The sequence below is a fragment of the Terrihalobacillus insolitus genome (genome assembly GCF_028416575.1).
GTDB classification, from domain to species: domain Bacteria; phylum Bacillota; class Bacilli; order Bacillales; family Amphibacillaceae; genus Terrihalobacillus; species Terrihalobacillus insolitus.
Genome location: NZ_JAMQKB010000025.1, coordinates 21,316 through 38,632 on the forward strand (window position 1 = coordinate 21,316; position 17,317 = coordinate 38,632).

Below are 17,317 nucleotides of genomic sequence, written 5' to 3' on the forward strand. Positions count from 1 at the left end.
CACCTTTCCCTTTGTAAAAAATAATATATAAATTCACCCATTAAAAAATAACGGGTGTTAAAACACAAAGTAATATTGTTTCTTCTGAAGTGGGATTTTCCCATTGGTGGACTTTTTCAGATGGGAAATGAATAGAATCTCCCTCATTTAACACATATTCTTTATTCTCAATTCTGAAAATGACCGTGCCCTTCAACACGTAATACAGTTCCTCGCCTGGGTGACTAAATTGTTGTTCATCTTTTTGTTTAGGAACTAACGTGATTTTTAACGGTTCCAATCGGCGATCTGGAAATTTTCCAGCCAAGCGAATATGTGTAGTTTCAGCCCCTTCAACTTTAAATGGCTTTTGGCTCCCCTTTTTAACTGCATAGTTATGGTTTTCCGTGTCCTCAAAAAAGTATGACATGGATACATTAAAAGCATCTGCTATTTTTTTAAAAGATGTAATTGCAAGAGAAGAAGATCCTCTTTCTATTTGTGATAAAAAACTAACAGACAAGTTCGTTTTTTCACTTAAATCTTTTAGAGTCATTCCTTGTTCTAATCTTAGGTTTTTAATTTTCTTGTAGATATGCTCCATTGTACCCAGTCCTTTTACGATATTTATGAAATTTATTACAGTAGTTACATATATATTCCACATATACTGTATTTATTTTGATAATACCATAATATTTTATGAATTGAAAGAAAATTTTTAATTAAATGATTTGTTAGATTTCCAGTTCCTAACACAACCGTTTAATCTTTTTGTTAAGAAACGTTTTACAGATGAAAGGTACCGTTTCATCTTCATTTTTCCAAAAACAAGTACTACTACAAGAAGGACAAACTAAAAGCCCATCACCAAATGGTAATGAGCTAAAGAAGACAAGATCTTCAATTTTAACTGCACCGTAAACCCACCATCAACCGACAAACTATCTATATTCCCCCTCATAAAGGAAGATCATCACTAGACATAAACAATAAAGCTTGGCTATAGAGTGTTTTTCTTATGCTAATTCTTATCACTACACCTATTCAACAAATTATAAAACAGAAGAAAGTATAGAGGGTTATACAGTCCAAAAGGGTCTGTCCAATTATGAGGAAGTAAAGCATTATGATGAGCCTGTATTGAGTGTTAAATATATTATATAAAGGGGAGCATATAGAAATGCTCCCTAGGATTAATTAAATATTAATTTTATAGACTTCCTTAGGTTCCAAATTGAATTTTACACCGTATCTTCCTAATAAGAGATACCATTGATTAGATAATTCTATACGACATGGAATACTCTTACCATCTTCGAGGTAAAGGTCAAATGACTCACCGCAATATAACCCCATTTCTTGGCTCTCTTGAATCACTACCCATGAATCTAATTCCTCGTTATATTTCATATTCAACCATTTTTCCCTCATGACAACAGATAATTTAAAGTAAAGGATCGCCCTGATTTTACTAATTTGCTAGCCACTTTAATAATCCGTGTGCGAATCGTCTCTATTTGCATGTTCTTTTGTTTCTCTGGAAAACAAAGTGTGCGCAGCCAATTCGTTAGGTTATACGCTAACAAACTTAACATCATCTTTGCCTCATTTACTTGGAAAGAATGGCTATTCATTTTATCGAAATAGAAACCATTCTTGGCTTCCTTGATGTAATTATCCATCGTCCCTCTTTTTTGGTAAGTAAGGACGATATCTTTAGGAGAAAAGGCATCTACTTAATTCGTTTGATATAAACTGCTTCCCGCCTTCTTTCATAGGAAGAGTAAGCATGCAAGCATGCCTGCATAATGAGTTGGAGCGGTGTTTTTTGATGAAAAGCTTGTGAGTTGGCTATACGATAGGCGGAATAATCAAAGTGTGTAGCTGGTGCTCTAGGTATAGCTCCTACAAATGAATCTTTCTTTTTTAGATCATTTTCTATTTGGCACCGAGAGATTACTCAAGCTGTCAACGTTTTTAACAAATGAGGAAGAGGGTCACCTTAACGGAGAGGGATATTTTTGTAGCAGTTTTCTCCAAAAATATCTAGGAGTGTAAAAGAAAACTAAATTTCAGAATCATCTTACAAAAATATTCTAAATTATATTAATTTTTTACCAATTTAGAGTTATAATAAATTATTACCATTAGAAAAAACATCAAAGTAGGGAGTTGGGGGATTTTATGGGAATTCGCAACACAGTTATTTGTACTGGCTACTCTAAGTTACCAGATGGTATGGCTGCCAAGAACTTATATGGTGTAATGGGAGTGGGGTTAGAAGTTGATCCAAATACAGATAATATAATAAATGCCTCTTGTACTTTTATCACCAATATGTGCAATGATTTTATTAAGGAAATCTTTGAGGGTCATAATCTTAATGAAGGTATTGATGCACCTATTGAAATTTTTGAAAAAAGATATTTTGGTTTAGGAAAGAAGGCTATCATATCGGCGATGAGAGATGCTTATAACCAATTTTCTATTTATAAATCAATGCAAGAAAATTAAAATATTTTTGAAAAGTCTTGACTTTATTAACGTAATTATGTAAATTAATCAGTATATTAAGAAAATAATAAATGGCTCTCAATTTAGTAAGCAACACTTTTACTTAAAAAATAGAACATAATCAGTTTGCCTATACGTCTGTGGCTAAGCAGCCCTTAGTCATATGCGGGTATAAAAACCAAGCTGACCAAGAAAGACTCTGTTATTAGAGTTGTTTCGAGGTGGCTTGGTTTTTTGTTTCTATTTTTGACATAAAAAATAGCAGTAAAAGGAGAAACGGGAAAATATGAAACTATTCAAAAACAGGTTAGAACAGTGCAAGAGTGCTATTGAAACAAAACAAATTAATAGTATTATCGTCACCTCAAAGGCTAATTTGCAATATCTTTTAGGGGTTGAACTGGAGACGGGTGAAAGAATGACAGCATTACTCATCGCGCCTGATCAGACAGCCAAACTATTCATTCATGAAATGTTTATAGAAAAATTAGGGGATGTGGATGATCATGATATTACAGTAATTCCATACCCTGATGCTTTAAATCCAATTGATACTTTAACAACTCATTTAAGTCAAACCCATACATTGAGTGTGGATCAAAATTGGCCAAGCCATTTTTTAATACGGTTGATGAGTCATTGTCCAGAATTGTCCATTTATGCGAGTGATATTGTTGAAAAACTTAGGGAAATAAAGGATAGACAAGAAATCAATGCGCTTCGTCAATCTTCTCGAATAGCAGATGCTGTTATGCGTCAAATCAAACAACTGCAACGTTTACCGACAACCGAAAAAATGATTTCAGAAAATATTAGAGATTTCTTCGATGAGAATGGTGTAGAGGAACTTGCTTTTCATCCCATTGTGGGTATTGGAAAAAATAGTGCCAATCCACATCATACATCAAGCAACAAGAATAGCGACCCAAATCAGCCAATCATGTTAGATTTCGGAGGAGTGTATAACCAATATTGCTCTGATGTGACTAGGATGACGTATTTTGGTAGAACAAATCTAGAATATGAAGAAATCTATAAAATCGTGAGAGAAATGCAATTACAGGCACTCGACATGATCAAACCAGGGATTAGTTTTTCCGAAATTGATTTATCCATTAGAGCTGGTTTTAGAAAATGGAACTACGATAATTACTTTATTCATAGAACAGGTCATGGAATAGGGTTGGAAGCTCATGAAGGACCGTTTATTCATCAGAACAACCATGACGAAGTGAAAGAAGGGATGGTTCTTACTATAGAACCTGGTTTGTATTTACCTAATCAATTTGGTGTGAGAATTGAAGATGTTGTTATGGTTACCAATCAAGGCTGTGAGGTCTTAAATCAATGCTCTAAAGACTTACACTACTTGGATGTATCATATGCATAAAAAATGAGAGGGGAAATGGGTATGAAAAAGTTAGTTTGGTTATTATTTTTAAGTCTATTTTTGGTTTTAGTAGCAGGATGTTCCTATGAAAACCCTGAGAGTGCATCTTCTGAACCAGAACAAAGTGGTGAAGAGGGAGAAGGCACTAGCGATACATCAACAGCTGACATAATTAAAGTTGGGTTAGATGTTGATGCAGGTTCAATGGATCCACGCCTAGCAAAAGATACTTCAGCTGCTAGAGTAGAAGAACTTGTTTATGACGGATTAGTGAGGTTGAATGCTAACTTAGAACCTGAACCTGCTTTGGCGACAGAATGGGAGAATCCAGATGAAACAACCTGGATTTTCACTCTAAGGGAAGATGTAACTTTTCAAGATGGAGAACCTTTTACAGCCGAAGATGTCAAATACACATTTGACACCATTTTAGACCCTGATTTTCAAGCACCTTACCTTTCTTTATACGAACCAATTAAGAGTGTTGAGGTAATTGATGAGACACATGTAAAGTTCAACCTTAAAGAACCATATGCTCCACTTTTAAGTTATTTAGATATAGGTATTGTTCCAAAGCATATTGCTGAAAAGGGTGATGTGCTGTCAAGTGAACCAGTTGGAACTGGCCCTTATAAAATGGTCAACTGGGAAAAAAACAATCAAATCAATTTCGAGGCGAATGAGGATTACTGGGGAGGAACACCAAAAACACCAAAAATTACGTACTTTATCATCCCGGACAATACCACTCGTGTAGCTGCGTTAGAATCAGGAGATGTTGATTTTGTTCATTCGCCATTATCCCCACAAGATATTAGTAGAATTGAAAAAAACGATGAATTTAAGGTAGAGAAAACTCAAGCACTTGGTTTCACCTATTTGAACTATAATATGAAAAATGAGATCTTATCAGATGTTAAGATCCGCCAAGCGCTGTCACATCTAGTAAATAAAAATGTGATATCAGAAGAAATTTATCAAGGTATGGATTCGCCAGGTAAGTCCCCATTGATACCTGCTTCATGGGCTTATACAGACAATGTTCCTGAATTTGAATATGATCCAGATAAAGCTTTAGAATTATTCGCTGAAGCAGGCTGGGAAGACACAGATGGGGATGGGATTCTTGACAAAGATGGTAAAAAACTATCACTAACACTATCAACCCATAGTGAAGATCCAAACAGGATTCAAATAGTGGAATACTTGCAAAATGAATTTACGCAGGTAGGAGTTGAAACGGAAGTCCTTACAAATGAGTGGCCAACTTTTAGTACTTCTTTAATGGAAGGAAACTTTGATATTGGACTCGTTGGTTGGTTGAATCTAGTTGGTCCAGATAGAGCCATGTATAATCAGTTCTATTCTGATAGTGGTAGTAACTACGGGAAATATAGTAATGCTCGTGTAGATGAATTATTAGAAAAGGGTAGAAGAGTTTCAGATCAAGCTGAAAGAACTAAAATTTATCAAGAAGCTGCAAAAATTGTAACAGAAGAAGTTGCATACGATGTCTTACTTTACCAAGGTTATATTGCAATGTATGACAAAAATTTAAATGGCTTTGAGATTCATCCTACTGGTAGTTTATACGGATTAAAAGATGCAGAGTTAACAAATTAATTAGAAATTAGGGGCCGTAATAAGCCCCTCTATTTCGTTAAGATCGGGAGTGTTTCTATATGATGACGTTTGTTGGAAAACGACTGTTGCAGCTAATCCCCGTTCTTTTAGGAATATCGATTTTAGTATTTCTTTTGCTACATTTGATTCCAGGGGATCCTGCACTTACTTTACTTGGCCAGGAAGCTACTCCTGAAGATGTTGAGAGGATAAGAGAGATATTAGGTTTAAATGAACCGTTGTATGTTCAGTTGTTCGTATTCCTAAAGAATCTCGTACAAGGTGATTTAGGAGTTTCTATTTTCCAGGATGTTCCCGTTCTTACATTAGTATTATCTCAACTTCCTGCAACACTTGAGTTAGCTTTTCTAGCACTAGTGATAGCTGTCATTATTGCCGTTCCGTTAGGAATCATATCTGCGGTAAAACAGTTCTCATGGTTAGACTATGTTAGCATGTTTTTTGCTCAGTTAGGTGTTTCCATGCCAGTGTTTTGGCTTGGGATGCTTTTAATTATTCAGTTTTCAGTGAATATGAATATTTTCCCTTCCTTTGGTAGAGGAGATCCTTTAGTTGAATCCTTTATTATGACCATACAGTCAGGGAACTTATATTATGTCATTGAAAGTTTTAAATACCTTATTCTTCCTGCATTAACCTTAGGGGTCATGAGTGCAGCGATGATTACACGTATGGTACGTTCCTCTATGCTTGAGGTTTTAAATGAAGATTATATTCGAACAGCTGAAGCAAAAGGCGTACGTTCGTTTTGGGTGATTTTGAAGCATGCTTTTCGTAATGCACTCATTCCAGTCATAACAATTGTAGGTTTGCAATTTGGAAATCTTTTAGGTGGTGCTATTGTCACGGAAACGGTCTTTGGTTGGCCGGGTATTGGCAGATTAATTATAACTGCAATTAGTCAAAGAGACTTTCCAGTTGTTCAAGGAAGTGTACTAGTTATTGCGCTACTTTTTGCGATTATTAATTTAGTTGTAGATCTTTTATATGCTCTCATCAATCCAAAAATAAAAAGTAATTAAGGAGGGGTGCAGATGGCGCAGCTGGAACCTGCAAATAACCCTGAACATGTTACAATTCCCCTAAAAAAATCAAGTAAGGTGAAAGATTTTCTCTCTCTTATGGTAAAAAGTAAATCCGTCTTGATTGGGGGAATTATTGTACTCATTGTTATTCTTAGTGCAATATTTGCCCCTTTAATTGCTACCCATGATCCAAACGAAATGGAAATGTCAAAACGGTTAATGGGTCCAATGGAAGAAGGGCACTTATTAGGTACAGATAACTATGGAAGAGATTTATTTTCGAGAATTGTATATGGTGCTAGAGTTTCCTTAGAAGTTGGAGTTGTATCAGTTAGTGTGTCGCTTCTAATTGGAGTTACGCTTGGGTTGGTTGCTGGTTATTATGGTGGATGGTTGGACAACATCATCATGCGTACGGTTGACATTGTTTTATCTTTCCCAGTACTTTTGCTCGCAATTGCCTTGGTAGCGGCATTAGGTCCGGGGATAGATAATGTCATACTAGCTTTAGGACTCATCTACTGGACAAATTATGCCAGGATAGTACGTGCCAATGTGATGGCACTTAAAGAGGAGGAGTATATTCAAGCAGCTAAAACGATTGGATCTAGTGATTTTAGGATTATTTTCTATAATATACTGCCCAACTGTTTGGCACCTATTATCGTTGTAGCTACTTTAGGTATAGGTATTGCAATTGTTGCTGAAGCGACGTTAAGTTTTCTAGGACTTGGTATACAGCCACCAGATTCAAGCTGGGGTTGGACACTATCTTTTGGAATGAAATTTATTCGTGATGCTGCCCACTTATCGATCTATCCAGGACTTGCAATTATGTTTACGGTATTGGGCTTTAATTTATTAGGGGATGGAATTCGTGATCTTACAGATTCAAAAACAAAGTAAAAAGTAGGAGGAATTACGTATGTTAAAAACAACTACTCGTAAATATGAAGAGATTTTTGTAACACATTTATCCAATGGAAGTGAAGTAAGCTTACCCGTTCATACGATTACAGGAGAAAGGAGTGGGCCTGTATTAGGGTTATCTGCTGTTGTTCATGGAGATGAAATTATTGGATCAGAAATCTTACGAAGAGTTTATGACCGCTTAGATGAAGCTGAATTGGCAGGTTCTGTGAAAATAATGCCAGTCGCAAATCCATTAGCCTTTGAATCAATGACTAGAAATACTCCTTTAGACATGAACAATATGAATCGAATTTTTCCAGGTTCAGCTGGAGGATGGGTAACAGAGCAAATTTCCCATAAAATTGCCACTGAATTTTTAGATACAATCGATGCGTATATAGATATCCATTCAGGGGGTGCTCAACCCGTTGTGGATTACGTTTATATTCAAAACGATGAAGAATTATCTCGAGCCTTTAACTTTCCTGTGTTATATCGACCTAAAACCTTATATGAAGGAACAACCGTTACCTATACAGTAGAAAAGGATATCCCAAGTGTGACAGTAGAAGTCGGTGGGGGACCAAATTTTGAAAAGGACATTGAACGAGGTGTCGAAGGTATTTTCAACTGTATGCGTAAGTTAAACATGTTAGATGGAGAAGTTACTCCACCACCAGAGCAAAAGGTAATGACGGAAATTCAAATAATTCGTCCGAAACAAGGTGGATTAATGATACCAGAGTATGATTATAGTGCGGTTGGAACAGTGATTGAAGGGAACCAAGTTTTATCTAGAACTTATAATCCGCGTACATTTGAAGAGGTTGAGGTTATTAAGGCTCCTTTTGAAAAGAATCTTGTCATTCTAATGAGAGGTTCCTTCCAAAAAGTAAACCCTGGAGACTATGGTTTCATGCTAGGAAATATGGATACAAGAGAGTTGGATTAAGATGAGTGTGAGCTCAAAAAAAGTAACAGATCTAGATTTGAAACTATCACAAGAATATGTGCAAATTGTGTTAGGGATAGATGCTTTTTACAGATCCTCAAATCAAGAATCATCTGAAGCAGAACTAGCAAAAGAAGGCTTAGTTCCTATTAATCTAACAAATGAATACCCTAGATACTACTCAAGTTGGGATGGGATCATAGAAGATTTAAATGAAATTCGCATAAAATATTTGAACGTAAATGATGAAATGAGAAGAAATTATATGCAACAGCAAGTTGGATCACTTATTTCATTAGCAAAGTGGGTAGCCAAAAAGGACGATTACCCTTTCCGAGAAGTGGTAAGGAGTTTGTTATATGTAAATGAAAATCCTCTAGTTCAATCAGAGAGAGACATCTTACATCATAAACTTAACGATTTGTTGAGCCGGAAAGGGTTTAAAGGATCTTTAGCAGATAAGGTGCAAAAATGGGAAGAAGAGCAAAATGTTCCAAGTAGAGAACTAGAGTCTGTTTTAAAGGACTTACTTGCGAGTGCCAAAGAGCAAGTGGTTAAAAAAATGGGTTTCCCTATAGAGGATGTAAAGGTTACACCAAAGGCTATTTATAATGTTCCGTACAGTGCTTATTGTGATTATGTGAATCAAAGCATGTATGTTAATGGAGATCTTAGATATACGTATGCGTCATTAAAGCACTTAGTTACACATGAGTCGTTTCCAGGCCATACTACACATATGAGAGTGAGAGAATTGTTGACGAACTCTGGTGACATGCCTCTTGATGCTGCGTTGGTGATAACAAATACAGCGAGTAGCTCTGTTTTTGAAGGTATTGGGGATAATGGCGCTCTATTCGTTGATTGGGTCGATTCTATAGATGATGAAATCTATTTTGTTTTCCAACGAATTCGTTCCATTTCCGGCTTAAATGCTGCTCATATGCTGCATTCTGAACAAAAAAGTGAAGAGGAAGTAAGGACATTTCTGAAGGAGTTTGCTTTTGGAGATGATAATTGGATTGATTCAAGATTGCGGTTCTTTAATCATTCACTACGGGCTCCTTTCATCTACGCTTATTGGAGAGGGAATCAGGCAGTAAATGAAGTGTATACCCGCATTTCACCTGAAAGAAAACAAGACTTTTTTAAATATCTTTATCACAATATGCATTCTGCTGATACGATAAAACAATTTTCATAGGAGGCATTATAATGGAATTCAATCATTCAAAGGCATTATATGAAAGCGCAAAAGAATCAGTACCAGCCGGAGTACATTCCAATTCCCGTTATCGTAATCCACATCCTATCTATTTTAAAAAGGGGGAAGGGCCTTGGATCACTGATGTTGATGGGAATAGCTACTTAGATTGTATTATGGGGAATGGAGCAATCATTTTGGGTCATAATAACCCTGATTTTAATGAACGAGTGAGCGATTATACAACTACAGGGATTGTAACTGGCTTGGAAACGGAATTAAGTATTAAGGCAGCCGAGAAATTTCTAACCTTTGTACCAACAGCTGAAAAAGTTCGCTACACCAATACAGGTACTGAGGCAATAATGCATGCCATGCTTATGGCTCGCACGTATACTGGAAAGAATGATGTTGCTGTCGTAGAGGGTGCCTTCAATGGTTGGCATGATGCAGTACTCGTGAGCACATGGCCTGATTTAAATAAAGCAGGTGAAAAAACTTCTCCTAACACATTGCCAGGATCTCCAGGTTTAATGGAGGATGCGGTGAATAGTACGTTAGTTATTCCTTTTAATGATTTAGAAATAGCTGAACAATTGTTAACAGAAAATAAAGATCGAATTGCCGCATTAATCTTAGAGCCAGTTATGATCGATATCGGATATATTCCTGCAAAAAGGGAATATTTACAGGGCTTAAGAGACATTTGTTATCGGCTAAATATCCTACTCATATTTGATGAGTTATTAACCGGTTTCCGTGTTTCACCAGGTGGAGCTCAAACTCTTTATGGAATCACACCTGATTTATCCACATTTGGTAAAGCCATTAGTAATGGATATATGTTAGCGGCAGTTGCTGGGAGGACCGATGTATTTGACACCGTGACACCAGGAAAAGGTAGTTGCTCCTTTGTTGGAACTTACAATGGTCATCAAATTTCGCTGGCTGCAACGATGGCTTTTATGGAAATGTATGAGGAAAAAAATGTGTTTCAAACTCTTGTGGATAGAACTGACGCGCTAATCGCAAAGTTTGATCAATTAGCTGCCAAGCACAAAATACCAGGACGTATGCAAGGGCGTGGTGGACATTTTCATTGGTACTTTACCGATAAGGAGATAGGTGATTACCGCGATGCAGCCATTAACTCAGATAAGAAATTATATGGTGAATTTATACAAGAATTGTTTAAACAAGGGGTATATTGTTCACCTAATTACCTTCTTCACCATGCTATATCGTTAGCACATACAGAGGAGCATATTGAAATCCTTGTTTCACGTATGGATCATAGCTTAGCAAAAGCATTGGAGGTAAAAACTGGTTCATAAGGGGGGATTAACTTGAAACCTAAAGTACTAGAAGTAAAGAATCTCAGAACCACATTTCGTTCAAATAAGAAATCATTTAATGCAGTTGATGAAATATCCTTTCATATAAATGAGGGAGAGACCCTAGGGATTGTAGGGGAATCTGGTTGCGGGAAAAGTGTCACCTCTCTATCTATTATGGGGTTAATTAAACCGCCAGGGGAGGTGAATGGAGATCAAGTTACCTTTCAAGACATGGATTTACTTTCTTTAAATAAAAGGAAAATGAGAAAAATCAGAGGAAACCAAATTTCAATGATTTTTCAGGAACCCATGACATCTCTTAATCCCGTTTATCGAATTGGTGATCAAATTGGTGAATCCATTCGTATCCATGAAAAAGTCAAAGGAACAAAGCTTAAGAAACGAGTCGTGGACTTATTAAAATTAGTAGGAATTCCTCGACCAGAAGAAATATATGCCAATTACCCTCATCAACTTTCAGGTGGAATGAGTCAGAGAGTGATGATCGCAATTGCCATGGCATGTAATCCGGATTTAATCATAGCTGATGAACCTACTACCGCATTGGATGTAACCATACAGGCTCAAATTTTGGAGCTAATGAAAAGCATTCAAGAAGAAAGAGGAATGTCCATAATGCTGATCACTCATGACTTGGGTGTGGTTTCTGAGGTGTGTGATCGTATGTTAGTAATGTATGCTGGGAAAATTGTTGAGTCTGGCATAGTAGAGGATGTCTTGAAAAATCCACAGCATCCCTATACAAAAGGGTTATTGGATTCGTTGCCTAAAAAGGGAGTCGATAAGGAAAGACTTAACTATATTCCAGGTCAAGTACCATCACCACTTAATTGGGGAGTGGGATGTCGATTTGCAGATCGATGCTCCCATGCAATGGTCAAATGCCATGAACAGATCCCCTCATTAATTGAAATTGGCAATGAACAACAAGCTGCCTGCTGGCTAGTGGAAGAAGGAGGCGAATTAGACGATGTCAGTAAAGGAAAAGACACAACCTCTATTAGAAGTTAATAATCTTAAAATGCATTTTCCAATAAATAAGGGAATTTTTTCAAAACAAGTTGGAGCTGTTAAAGCGGTTGATGGGGTTTCCTTTACAGTTAATAAAGGGGAAACTCTAGGTATTGTTGGAGAATCAGGTTGTGGAAAATCCACAACTGCCCGTGTTATTATTCGTTTACTTGAAGCTACAGGTGGTTCCGTTAAGCTTGAGGGTCATGAATTAACAAATCTTAATCCTAAAAAAATGCGGGAATTAAGAAAAGATATTCAAATGGTATTTCAAGACCCATTCGCCTCCTTGAATCCACGTTGGACGGTTCAAAGAACTCTGATGGAACCGATGAAAGTATATGGAATTGGAAATAAAAGTGAAAGAAAAAGAAAAGTAGGAGAGCTATTAAATCAAGTGGGTTTAGACGAAAGCTATGCAAAAAGACATGCTCATGAGTTTAGTGGAGGTCAGCGTCAACGTATAGGAATTGCCAGAGCGCTTGTCCTTAATCCAAAATTAATTATCGCAGATGAACCCGTGTCTGCACTTGATATTTCCGTTCAATCCCAAGTGATTAATTTGATGCAGGATATGCAACAAGAATATGATTTAACTTATCTCTTCATTACTCATGATTTATCAGTAGTTGAACATATAGCAGATAAAATCGCTGTTATGTACTTAGGAAAAATCGTTGAATTAGCGGATAAGGAAAAAATATTTGACAATCCTTTACATCCATACACGGAGGCACTAATATCAGCTGCCCCCGAAGTGAATGCCCTGGAGAAAAAAGAACGTATCGTCTTAGGTGGAGATGTACCAAGCCCAGCTAACCCACCAAATGGATGCCCATTCCATACAAGATGTCATAAAGCCATGGATATATGTAAACAAGAAGTACCAGAGTTTAAAGAGATTTCAGATGGTCAATTAACTGCTTGTCATCTCTATTGATGAATTTGATAGGGATGTGGAGCCCTACTATAAGTACCAGGTATTCACAAAAGAACAAATGCGTTTTTTTATAGAGATGGACAAATAAGCGGATTCTCAATAATATTGGAATCCGTTTATTTTATTAGACAATCTTGAGGTAATAGTTATCGATAGAGAATATTATCCTGCATTTCGAGCTTGTGGATAACTTAACTTATTCACAAGTATTTTATTTCTATTTTTTAAATTGCATTTTTTTAAAATTTTCTTAAGCAGCTTGTTGCTGGTTTACAATACATTGATACGATCTGCAGCCAATTTTGAAGCATTATAAATAAGCGTTACGATGTCAAAGTGAACCTTTGCACGTTTTCCAGTACGATATCGTACATTGTTGAGTTGAAAGAATTCCTTGAGATAGGCATTCACACGTTCGACGGCAGAGCGACGTTTGAACAGCGTTTTCCAAGTCTTCGAGCCACGGGCTGGTGCGGTATACCTCCTAAGATCCGTTGTTATTTTTACTTTATAAACTTAGATGAGTTTATCAGCATTACAAATGTTTTCAATACTTATATTGATAATGGAATTACTGACAAGTTGAGACGGGCATTATTAACAATCTCTATAAATGATGGTGACTATAATTATTATGATTATTGGTGGTCATGGTCGTACACTGTTGATGCAAATAAACGCTGCTTAATAACTAAGAAAAGTGAACTTGAGTATTTTGTGTATGGAAACTATAAGAGTAGAGATGAATATAGACAATACCTAGTTAAATTACTTAAGAATCTTGTAGATTATAATTTGGATCAGATTATTGAAATGTTTGAACCCCCACCTGAGATGCCAAATTGAAAAAAGCGTTTAATCAAGGAACCGGATCTTCTTAGTGTGCATTGTAAGTCGAAGTATATTGCTATTCCAGAAGTTGAGGATTGTTGCTACCTATTGAAAGGAGTTAGACCTCGAGATATTGAATCTTGTTACAAGGTTCAATAATAAACTTTTGTTTAGAGAGATTACTGTAAATCAGCACATTATACCAGGTACCTACTTTCAAATTAATTCAGGCAAGAATCCGAGATAATGTGCTTTTTTAATCACTTTATTTCAACTTTGAAAATTATTAGGCGAATTATTTCAGATTGTTTTTAAAGAAAAATACCCCTTAGAAAGGGGCATCATCAAATAATGTCGTTAACTCTATGGAGATAATCCGAATCTTATATACTTCAAAACTTCGTAGCTCAAACGTAACCTCTTTTTCAAGCGTCACATAAGTTTTGTCACAGTGACGCCCCGAAAATTGTCGAAGGTTGAAAGGCGATAAGAGTAGTAGAATATGATATGAGTATGCTTATAATACCCTCATTACTAGGTGTTGACTAATTTAATCTTACGAAGGCATGATGTAATTATGTCCTCCAGCCATTGATATATAAGATTTTCTGAGTGAAATGAGGATTCTAATGGAGGCTTCTCATAAGTTGATGAAACTTTCGGGGAACTTCTTTTTTTCATTTTATGGGTGACGTGGAAGTATTGTGCATTTTTTAGATTTGATCATCTGAATGGCCAAGTTTGTCCATAGTTTATTCGAGTGTACGCCAGCCTCTTAAAGAAGTAATGTGTATGTCTTAATGAATGTAGTATAAATTCTCGATTTAAGTCCATAATAGCTAGTTACCTTACCATATTATTTTGAACAATCTAGATGGCGATGGTATCACCATACTGTCGTTCTGTTTTAAAAGGAGAAGTTCTAGTAATTACTAACTGACCTCTCAACTACTTTGTGTTTTTGTAAAGCGTTTCCACGTTTATCACGTCGTCATCCACAACAACCGCTCCCATGCTCCCTAGCTTTTAAACAATCGACAAAATTGGGGTCGTCACTGTGACCATGCCTGAGTAAAGTTAGCTGCTATTGATGATGAGTTTAATATTGAAAACTTATTAACTCAACTTTCGCACCCAGAAATTAGCCTTTAACCCTTGATATACTTTGATTCAAACCAAACTAATTATGCTGCTTGCGCCTTAAATTCGTCATCATCAAGAAATGTCCTCTTTAAAAATTGAGGAAGACTATCAAATAGCTCATCTATTATGGATTGGACTTTTTCTTCTGAAAGCACCGGTTCCTTTGAAAGTGTTGATTTTAACACGTCTATGACCATCATGAGTGCCTGGGCAAACCGAATATCTTCCATTTCATCGCAGCACAAATAAAAGAGCTGTCCAATCGTTTTCGGATCTTTCTCTTCCCGGGAACTTAGTGCAAGCATGATATAGCGTGTGAAGACAATCGTAGTATGGGAAACGAGCGCATCGTAATGACGTGACTGGCATTCTTTCGCCAAACGAAGATGGGATTTGGCGACCTTGAAAAAACATTCGATATCCCTTATCCAAACCTTTATAAAATCCAAACCTTTTCATGAAGTCTACTGATTTTGCTAGAATTTTAATAAAAAAGGTTTGGATTTTATTTTTAGTTTTTGCACAAATCCCTTAATTTTTGAATATCCTTTTTCCACAATTTGGGTTGTTCAACTTCTTCTTCAGTCATTATTTCCTTCATTGCTGATGCTTCCTGAGTTACTGTTATCTCCAAGTAAACCATCGTTGTCTGAATGTTTTCATGGCCTAATAAATATTGAATTTCACCAATATTCATTCCGTTTTCCAGCCAGTGAGTTGCTGCCGCATGTCTGAAATGGGGAGCTCCCCATTTTAGACACTCGAAGGCAATGCATTTACTGCAAGCGGGTGTGAACCTTGTATATATAAGAGATATTCTTGGTCACAGCTCAGTACAGACTACAGAGATTTATGCCAAAACAGACTCCAAACAAAAGAGAGAGGCAATAGAAAAGGCATATATTGACGTTTCACCTTCGGAAGAACCGAAATGGCAAGAAAATGATGACTTATTGGCTTGGCTGAAAAACTTTAATAAATAGGGTAAGCGATAATGTAAAGTGATAGCATCATATACTGCTCCCTTAGTAAGGCAAAAAGGCTTACTTTACATTATCATTTACTATACATAACCTTTTTTATGTGAAGCTTCACATAAAAAAGGTAAAATTGAAAAATTCTTCCAGTATGTTGACTCTAGTTTTACTGGCGAAGCTTACCTACTGATTAATCAAGGCAAGATAGAAACTTTGAAACAGCTGAATGGCTACCTCCAATCATGGCTTGAAGCCTATGACAGTCGTACCCATCGTGGTACAGGGCAAACGCCGAAAAGGCGGTATGAGGACTGCAAAGAATCGAAGTGTCATTTAACGGCTGAAGAACTGAAGGAAATCTTTTTATGGGAAGAAACACGTACTGTTCGTAAAACGTCAGTCATTGAAGTAGAGGGTAACACCTATGATGTTGACTCCTTTCTACGGGGTAAGAAAATTAAAATCCGATTTAACTCTTATGATTTGTCGTATATTCAAGTATGGAAAGACGAAGAACGTTTTCCAGATGCCAAACCAGCAGAACTGCGTAATCAAAGTCATTCCAAGGTGTCGCAAATGGGACATGAAGACACACCAGAAACTCCCGTTTCTAGTTACTTAGAACAGATTAAGAAACAACAGGATGAAGAAAAGCGTCGTGAGTTAGGGACAACTCGTTTTGCTAGTCTGAAAGAGAAACAGACAGTTGGGGGTGTTGATCATGATTGATTTTTTTGGAATGAAAGGAGTACCATTCACTCGGGAGATTGCATCGCATCAATTATTCAATTCATCTAGTTATAAAGAAGCATCGGCTCGACTGGAATTTGCGGTGCAGCACCGTCAATTTTGCCTTTTGACAGGGGAGGCTGGCATGGGAAAGTCCACAGCAGTACGAGGACTGGTCCAACAACTTGATTCGATACATTATCGCTATTTATATATTTGCGATTCAGGACTAACGCCAAAACTATTTTATCGGGAAGTTCTCCAATGTTTTGGAATTCAACCTGCTTTTAGGGCAACTGAAGCCAAACGGCAATATCAAGCATTAATGCTTGATATATATGAAAATGAAAAAAAGATACCAGTCATCATTTTAGATGAGGCACATCATTTTTCAGAATCGATGTTGCAGGAACTCCGTTTTATCTTGAATTTCAAAGAAGATTCCATGTCACCATTGTCTTTAATCATTGTGGGTCAGCAAAGTTTGAGAAATCAGCTCAAGGTGAAGCATATGGAGGCGATTGAGCAACGAATCCAGATGCGGTATCAGATGGTTGCCTTGACTGAAACAGAGACAGCTTCCTACATACAACATCAATTAAAGGCAGTAGAAGCTCCCAATGAGGTTTTTTCCGAGGAAGCTATCCAGGCTATCTATGAATATAGTAAGGGCATCCCTCGGAAAATTAATACCTATTGTAGTTC

The 17,317-nt window shown here is 36.7% G+C and carries 16 protein-coding genes and 3 pseudogenes; 13 read left to right on the forward strand and 6 right to left on the reverse strand.

Going from position 1 to position 17,317, the window contains the following annotated elements; translation table 11 throughout:
* Positions 1 to 40: 40 nt before the first annotated feature.
* The 3 genes and pseudogenes from NC797_RS15735 to NC797_RS15745 all read right to left on the reverse strand — a co-directional run.
* Positions 41 to 583 (reverse strand): helix-turn-helix domain-containing protein, encoded by a 543-nt coding sequence (locus NC797_RS15735; RefSeq protein WP_272437771.1) that lies wholly within the window; start codon positions 581 to 583, stop codon positions 41 to 43.
* A gap of 596 nt (positions 584 to 1,179) precedes the next feature.
* Positions 1,180 to 1,413: a DUF5348 domain-containing protein gene (locus tag NC797_RS15740; protein ID WP_334313193.1), complete on the reverse strand. Its 234-nt coding sequence runs from the start codon at positions 1,411 to 1,413 to the stop codon at positions 1,180 to 1,182.
* Positions 1,414 to 1,419: 6 nt separating this feature from the next.
* Positions 1,420 to 1,715: pseudogene (locus NC797_RS15745) on the reverse strand (transposase); the annotation flags it as partial.
* 451 nt (positions 1,716 to 2,166) lie between these two features.
* On the opposite strand from NC797_RS15745, the gene NC797_RS15750 reads away from it, so the two are divergent.
* From NC797_RS15750 to NC797_RS15795, 10 genes are all read left to right on the forward strand, one after another.
* Positions 2,167 to 2,496 (forward strand): DUF3870 domain-containing protein, encoded by a 330-nt coding sequence (locus NC797_RS15750; protein ID WP_272437772.1) that lies wholly within the window; start codon positions 2,167 to 2,169, stop codon positions 2,494 to 2,496.
* A 286-nt stretch (positions 2,497 to 2,782) separates the two neighbouring features.
* Positions 2,783 to 3,886 (forward strand): M24 family metallopeptidase, encoded by a 1,104-nt coding sequence (locus tag NC797_RS15755; RefSeq protein WP_272437773.1) that lies wholly within the window; start codon positions 2,783 to 2,785, stop codon positions 3,884 to 3,886.
* Between the two features lie 21 nt (positions 3,887 to 3,907).
* A complete protein-coding gene (locus NC797_RS15760) occupies positions 3,908 to 5,509 on the forward strand; it encodes an ABC transporter substrate-binding protein (protein ID WP_272437774.1) in 1,602 nt (533 codons plus the stop codon).
* Between the two features lie 59 nt (positions 5,510 to 5,568).
* Positions 5,569 to 6,552, forward strand: a complete 984-nt coding sequence (locus tag NC797_RS15765) for an ABC transporter permease (protein WP_272437775.1) — start codon at positions 5,569 to 5,571, stop codon at positions 6,550 to 6,552.
* A gap of 12 nt (positions 6,553 to 6,564) precedes the next feature.
* Positions 6,565 to 7,461, forward strand: coding sequence for a nickel transporter permease (gene nikC / locus NC797_RS15770; protein ID WP_272437776.1), 897 nt, complete (start codon positions 6,565 to 6,567; stop codon positions 7,459 to 7,461).
* 19 nt (positions 7,462 to 7,480) lie between these two features.
* The gene (locus NC797_RS15775) at positions 7,481 to 8,419 is read left to right on the forward strand and encodes a succinylglutamate desuccinylase/aspartoacylase family protein (RefSeq protein WP_272437777.1); all 939 of its coding nucleotides are present in this window, start codon (positions 7,481 to 7,483) and stop codon (positions 8,417 to 8,419) included.
* 1 nt (position 8,420) lies between these two features.
* Positions 8,421 to 9,623, forward strand: coding sequence for a hypothetical protein (locus NC797_RS15780; protein ID WP_272437778.1), 1,203 nt, complete (start codon positions 8,421 to 8,423; stop codon positions 9,621 to 9,623).
* A gap of 11 nt (positions 9,624 to 9,634) precedes the next feature.
* Positions 9,635 to 10,957, forward strand: a complete 1,323-nt coding sequence (locus NC797_RS15785) for an aspartate aminotransferase family protein (protein WP_272437779.1) — start codon at positions 9,635 to 9,637, stop codon at positions 10,955 to 10,957.
* A 6-nt stretch (positions 10,958 to 10,963) separates the two neighbouring features.
* Positions 10,964 to 11,992, forward strand: a complete 1,029-nt coding sequence (locus NC797_RS15790; protein WP_272437786.1) for an ABC transporter ATP-binding protein — start codon at positions 10,964 to 10,966, stop codon at positions 11,990 to 11,992.
* Positions 11,952 to 12,932, forward strand: coding sequence for an ABC transporter ATP-binding protein (locus NC797_RS15795; RefSeq protein ID WP_272437780.1), 981 nt, complete (start codon positions 11,952 to 11,954; stop codon positions 12,930 to 12,932). The genes NC797_RS15790 and NC797_RS15795 overlap by 41 nt, the downstream gene beginning before the upstream one ends.
* A gap of 250 nt (positions 12,933 to 13,182) precedes the next feature.
* Here the strand turns inward: NC797_RS15795 and NC797_RS15800 are convergent.
* The 3 genes and pseudogenes from NC797_RS15800 to NC797_RS15810 all read right to left on the reverse strand — a co-directional run.
* A pseudogene (locus tag NC797_RS15800) lies at positions 13,183 to 13,448 on the reverse strand (transposase); the annotation flags it as partial.
* Between the two features lie 1,657 nt (positions 13,449 to 15,105).
* Positions 15,106 to 15,325, reverse strand: a pseudogene (locus tag NC797_RS18535) (IS4 family transposase); the annotation flags it as partial.
* 92 nt (positions 15,326 to 15,417) lie between these two features.
* Complete coding sequence (locus tag NC797_RS15810) at positions 15,418 to 15,723, reverse strand: tyrosine-type recombinase/integrase (RefSeq protein WP_334313194.1); 306 nt, start codon at positions 15,721 to 15,723, stop codon at positions 15,418 to 15,420.
* Between NC797_RS15810 and NC797_RS15815 the strand changes: the two genes are divergently transcribed.
* The 3 genes from NC797_RS15815 to NC797_RS15825 all read left to right on the forward strand — a co-directional run.
* The gene (locus NC797_RS15815; RefSeq protein WP_272437788.1) at positions 15,638 to 15,889 is read left to right on the forward strand and encodes a tyrosine-type recombinase/integrase; all 252 of its coding nucleotides are present in this window, start codon (positions 15,638 to 15,640) and stop codon (positions 15,887 to 15,889) included. The two genes, NC797_RS15810 and NC797_RS15815, sit on opposite strands and share 86 nt — an antisense overlap.
* Positions 15,890 to 16,096: 207 nt before the next feature.
* Positions 16,097 to 16,612, forward strand: coding sequence for a Mu transposase C-terminal domain-containing protein (locus NC797_RS15820; RefSeq protein ID WP_272437782.1), 516 nt, complete (start codon positions 16,097 to 16,099; stop codon positions 16,610 to 16,612).
* Positions 16,605 to 17,317, forward strand: a 713-nt coding sequence (locus NC797_RS15825; protein ID WP_272437783.1) for an ExeA family protein, incomplete at its 3' end; no start/stop codon positions are given. The genes NC797_RS15820 and NC797_RS15825, both read left to right, overlap by 8 nt.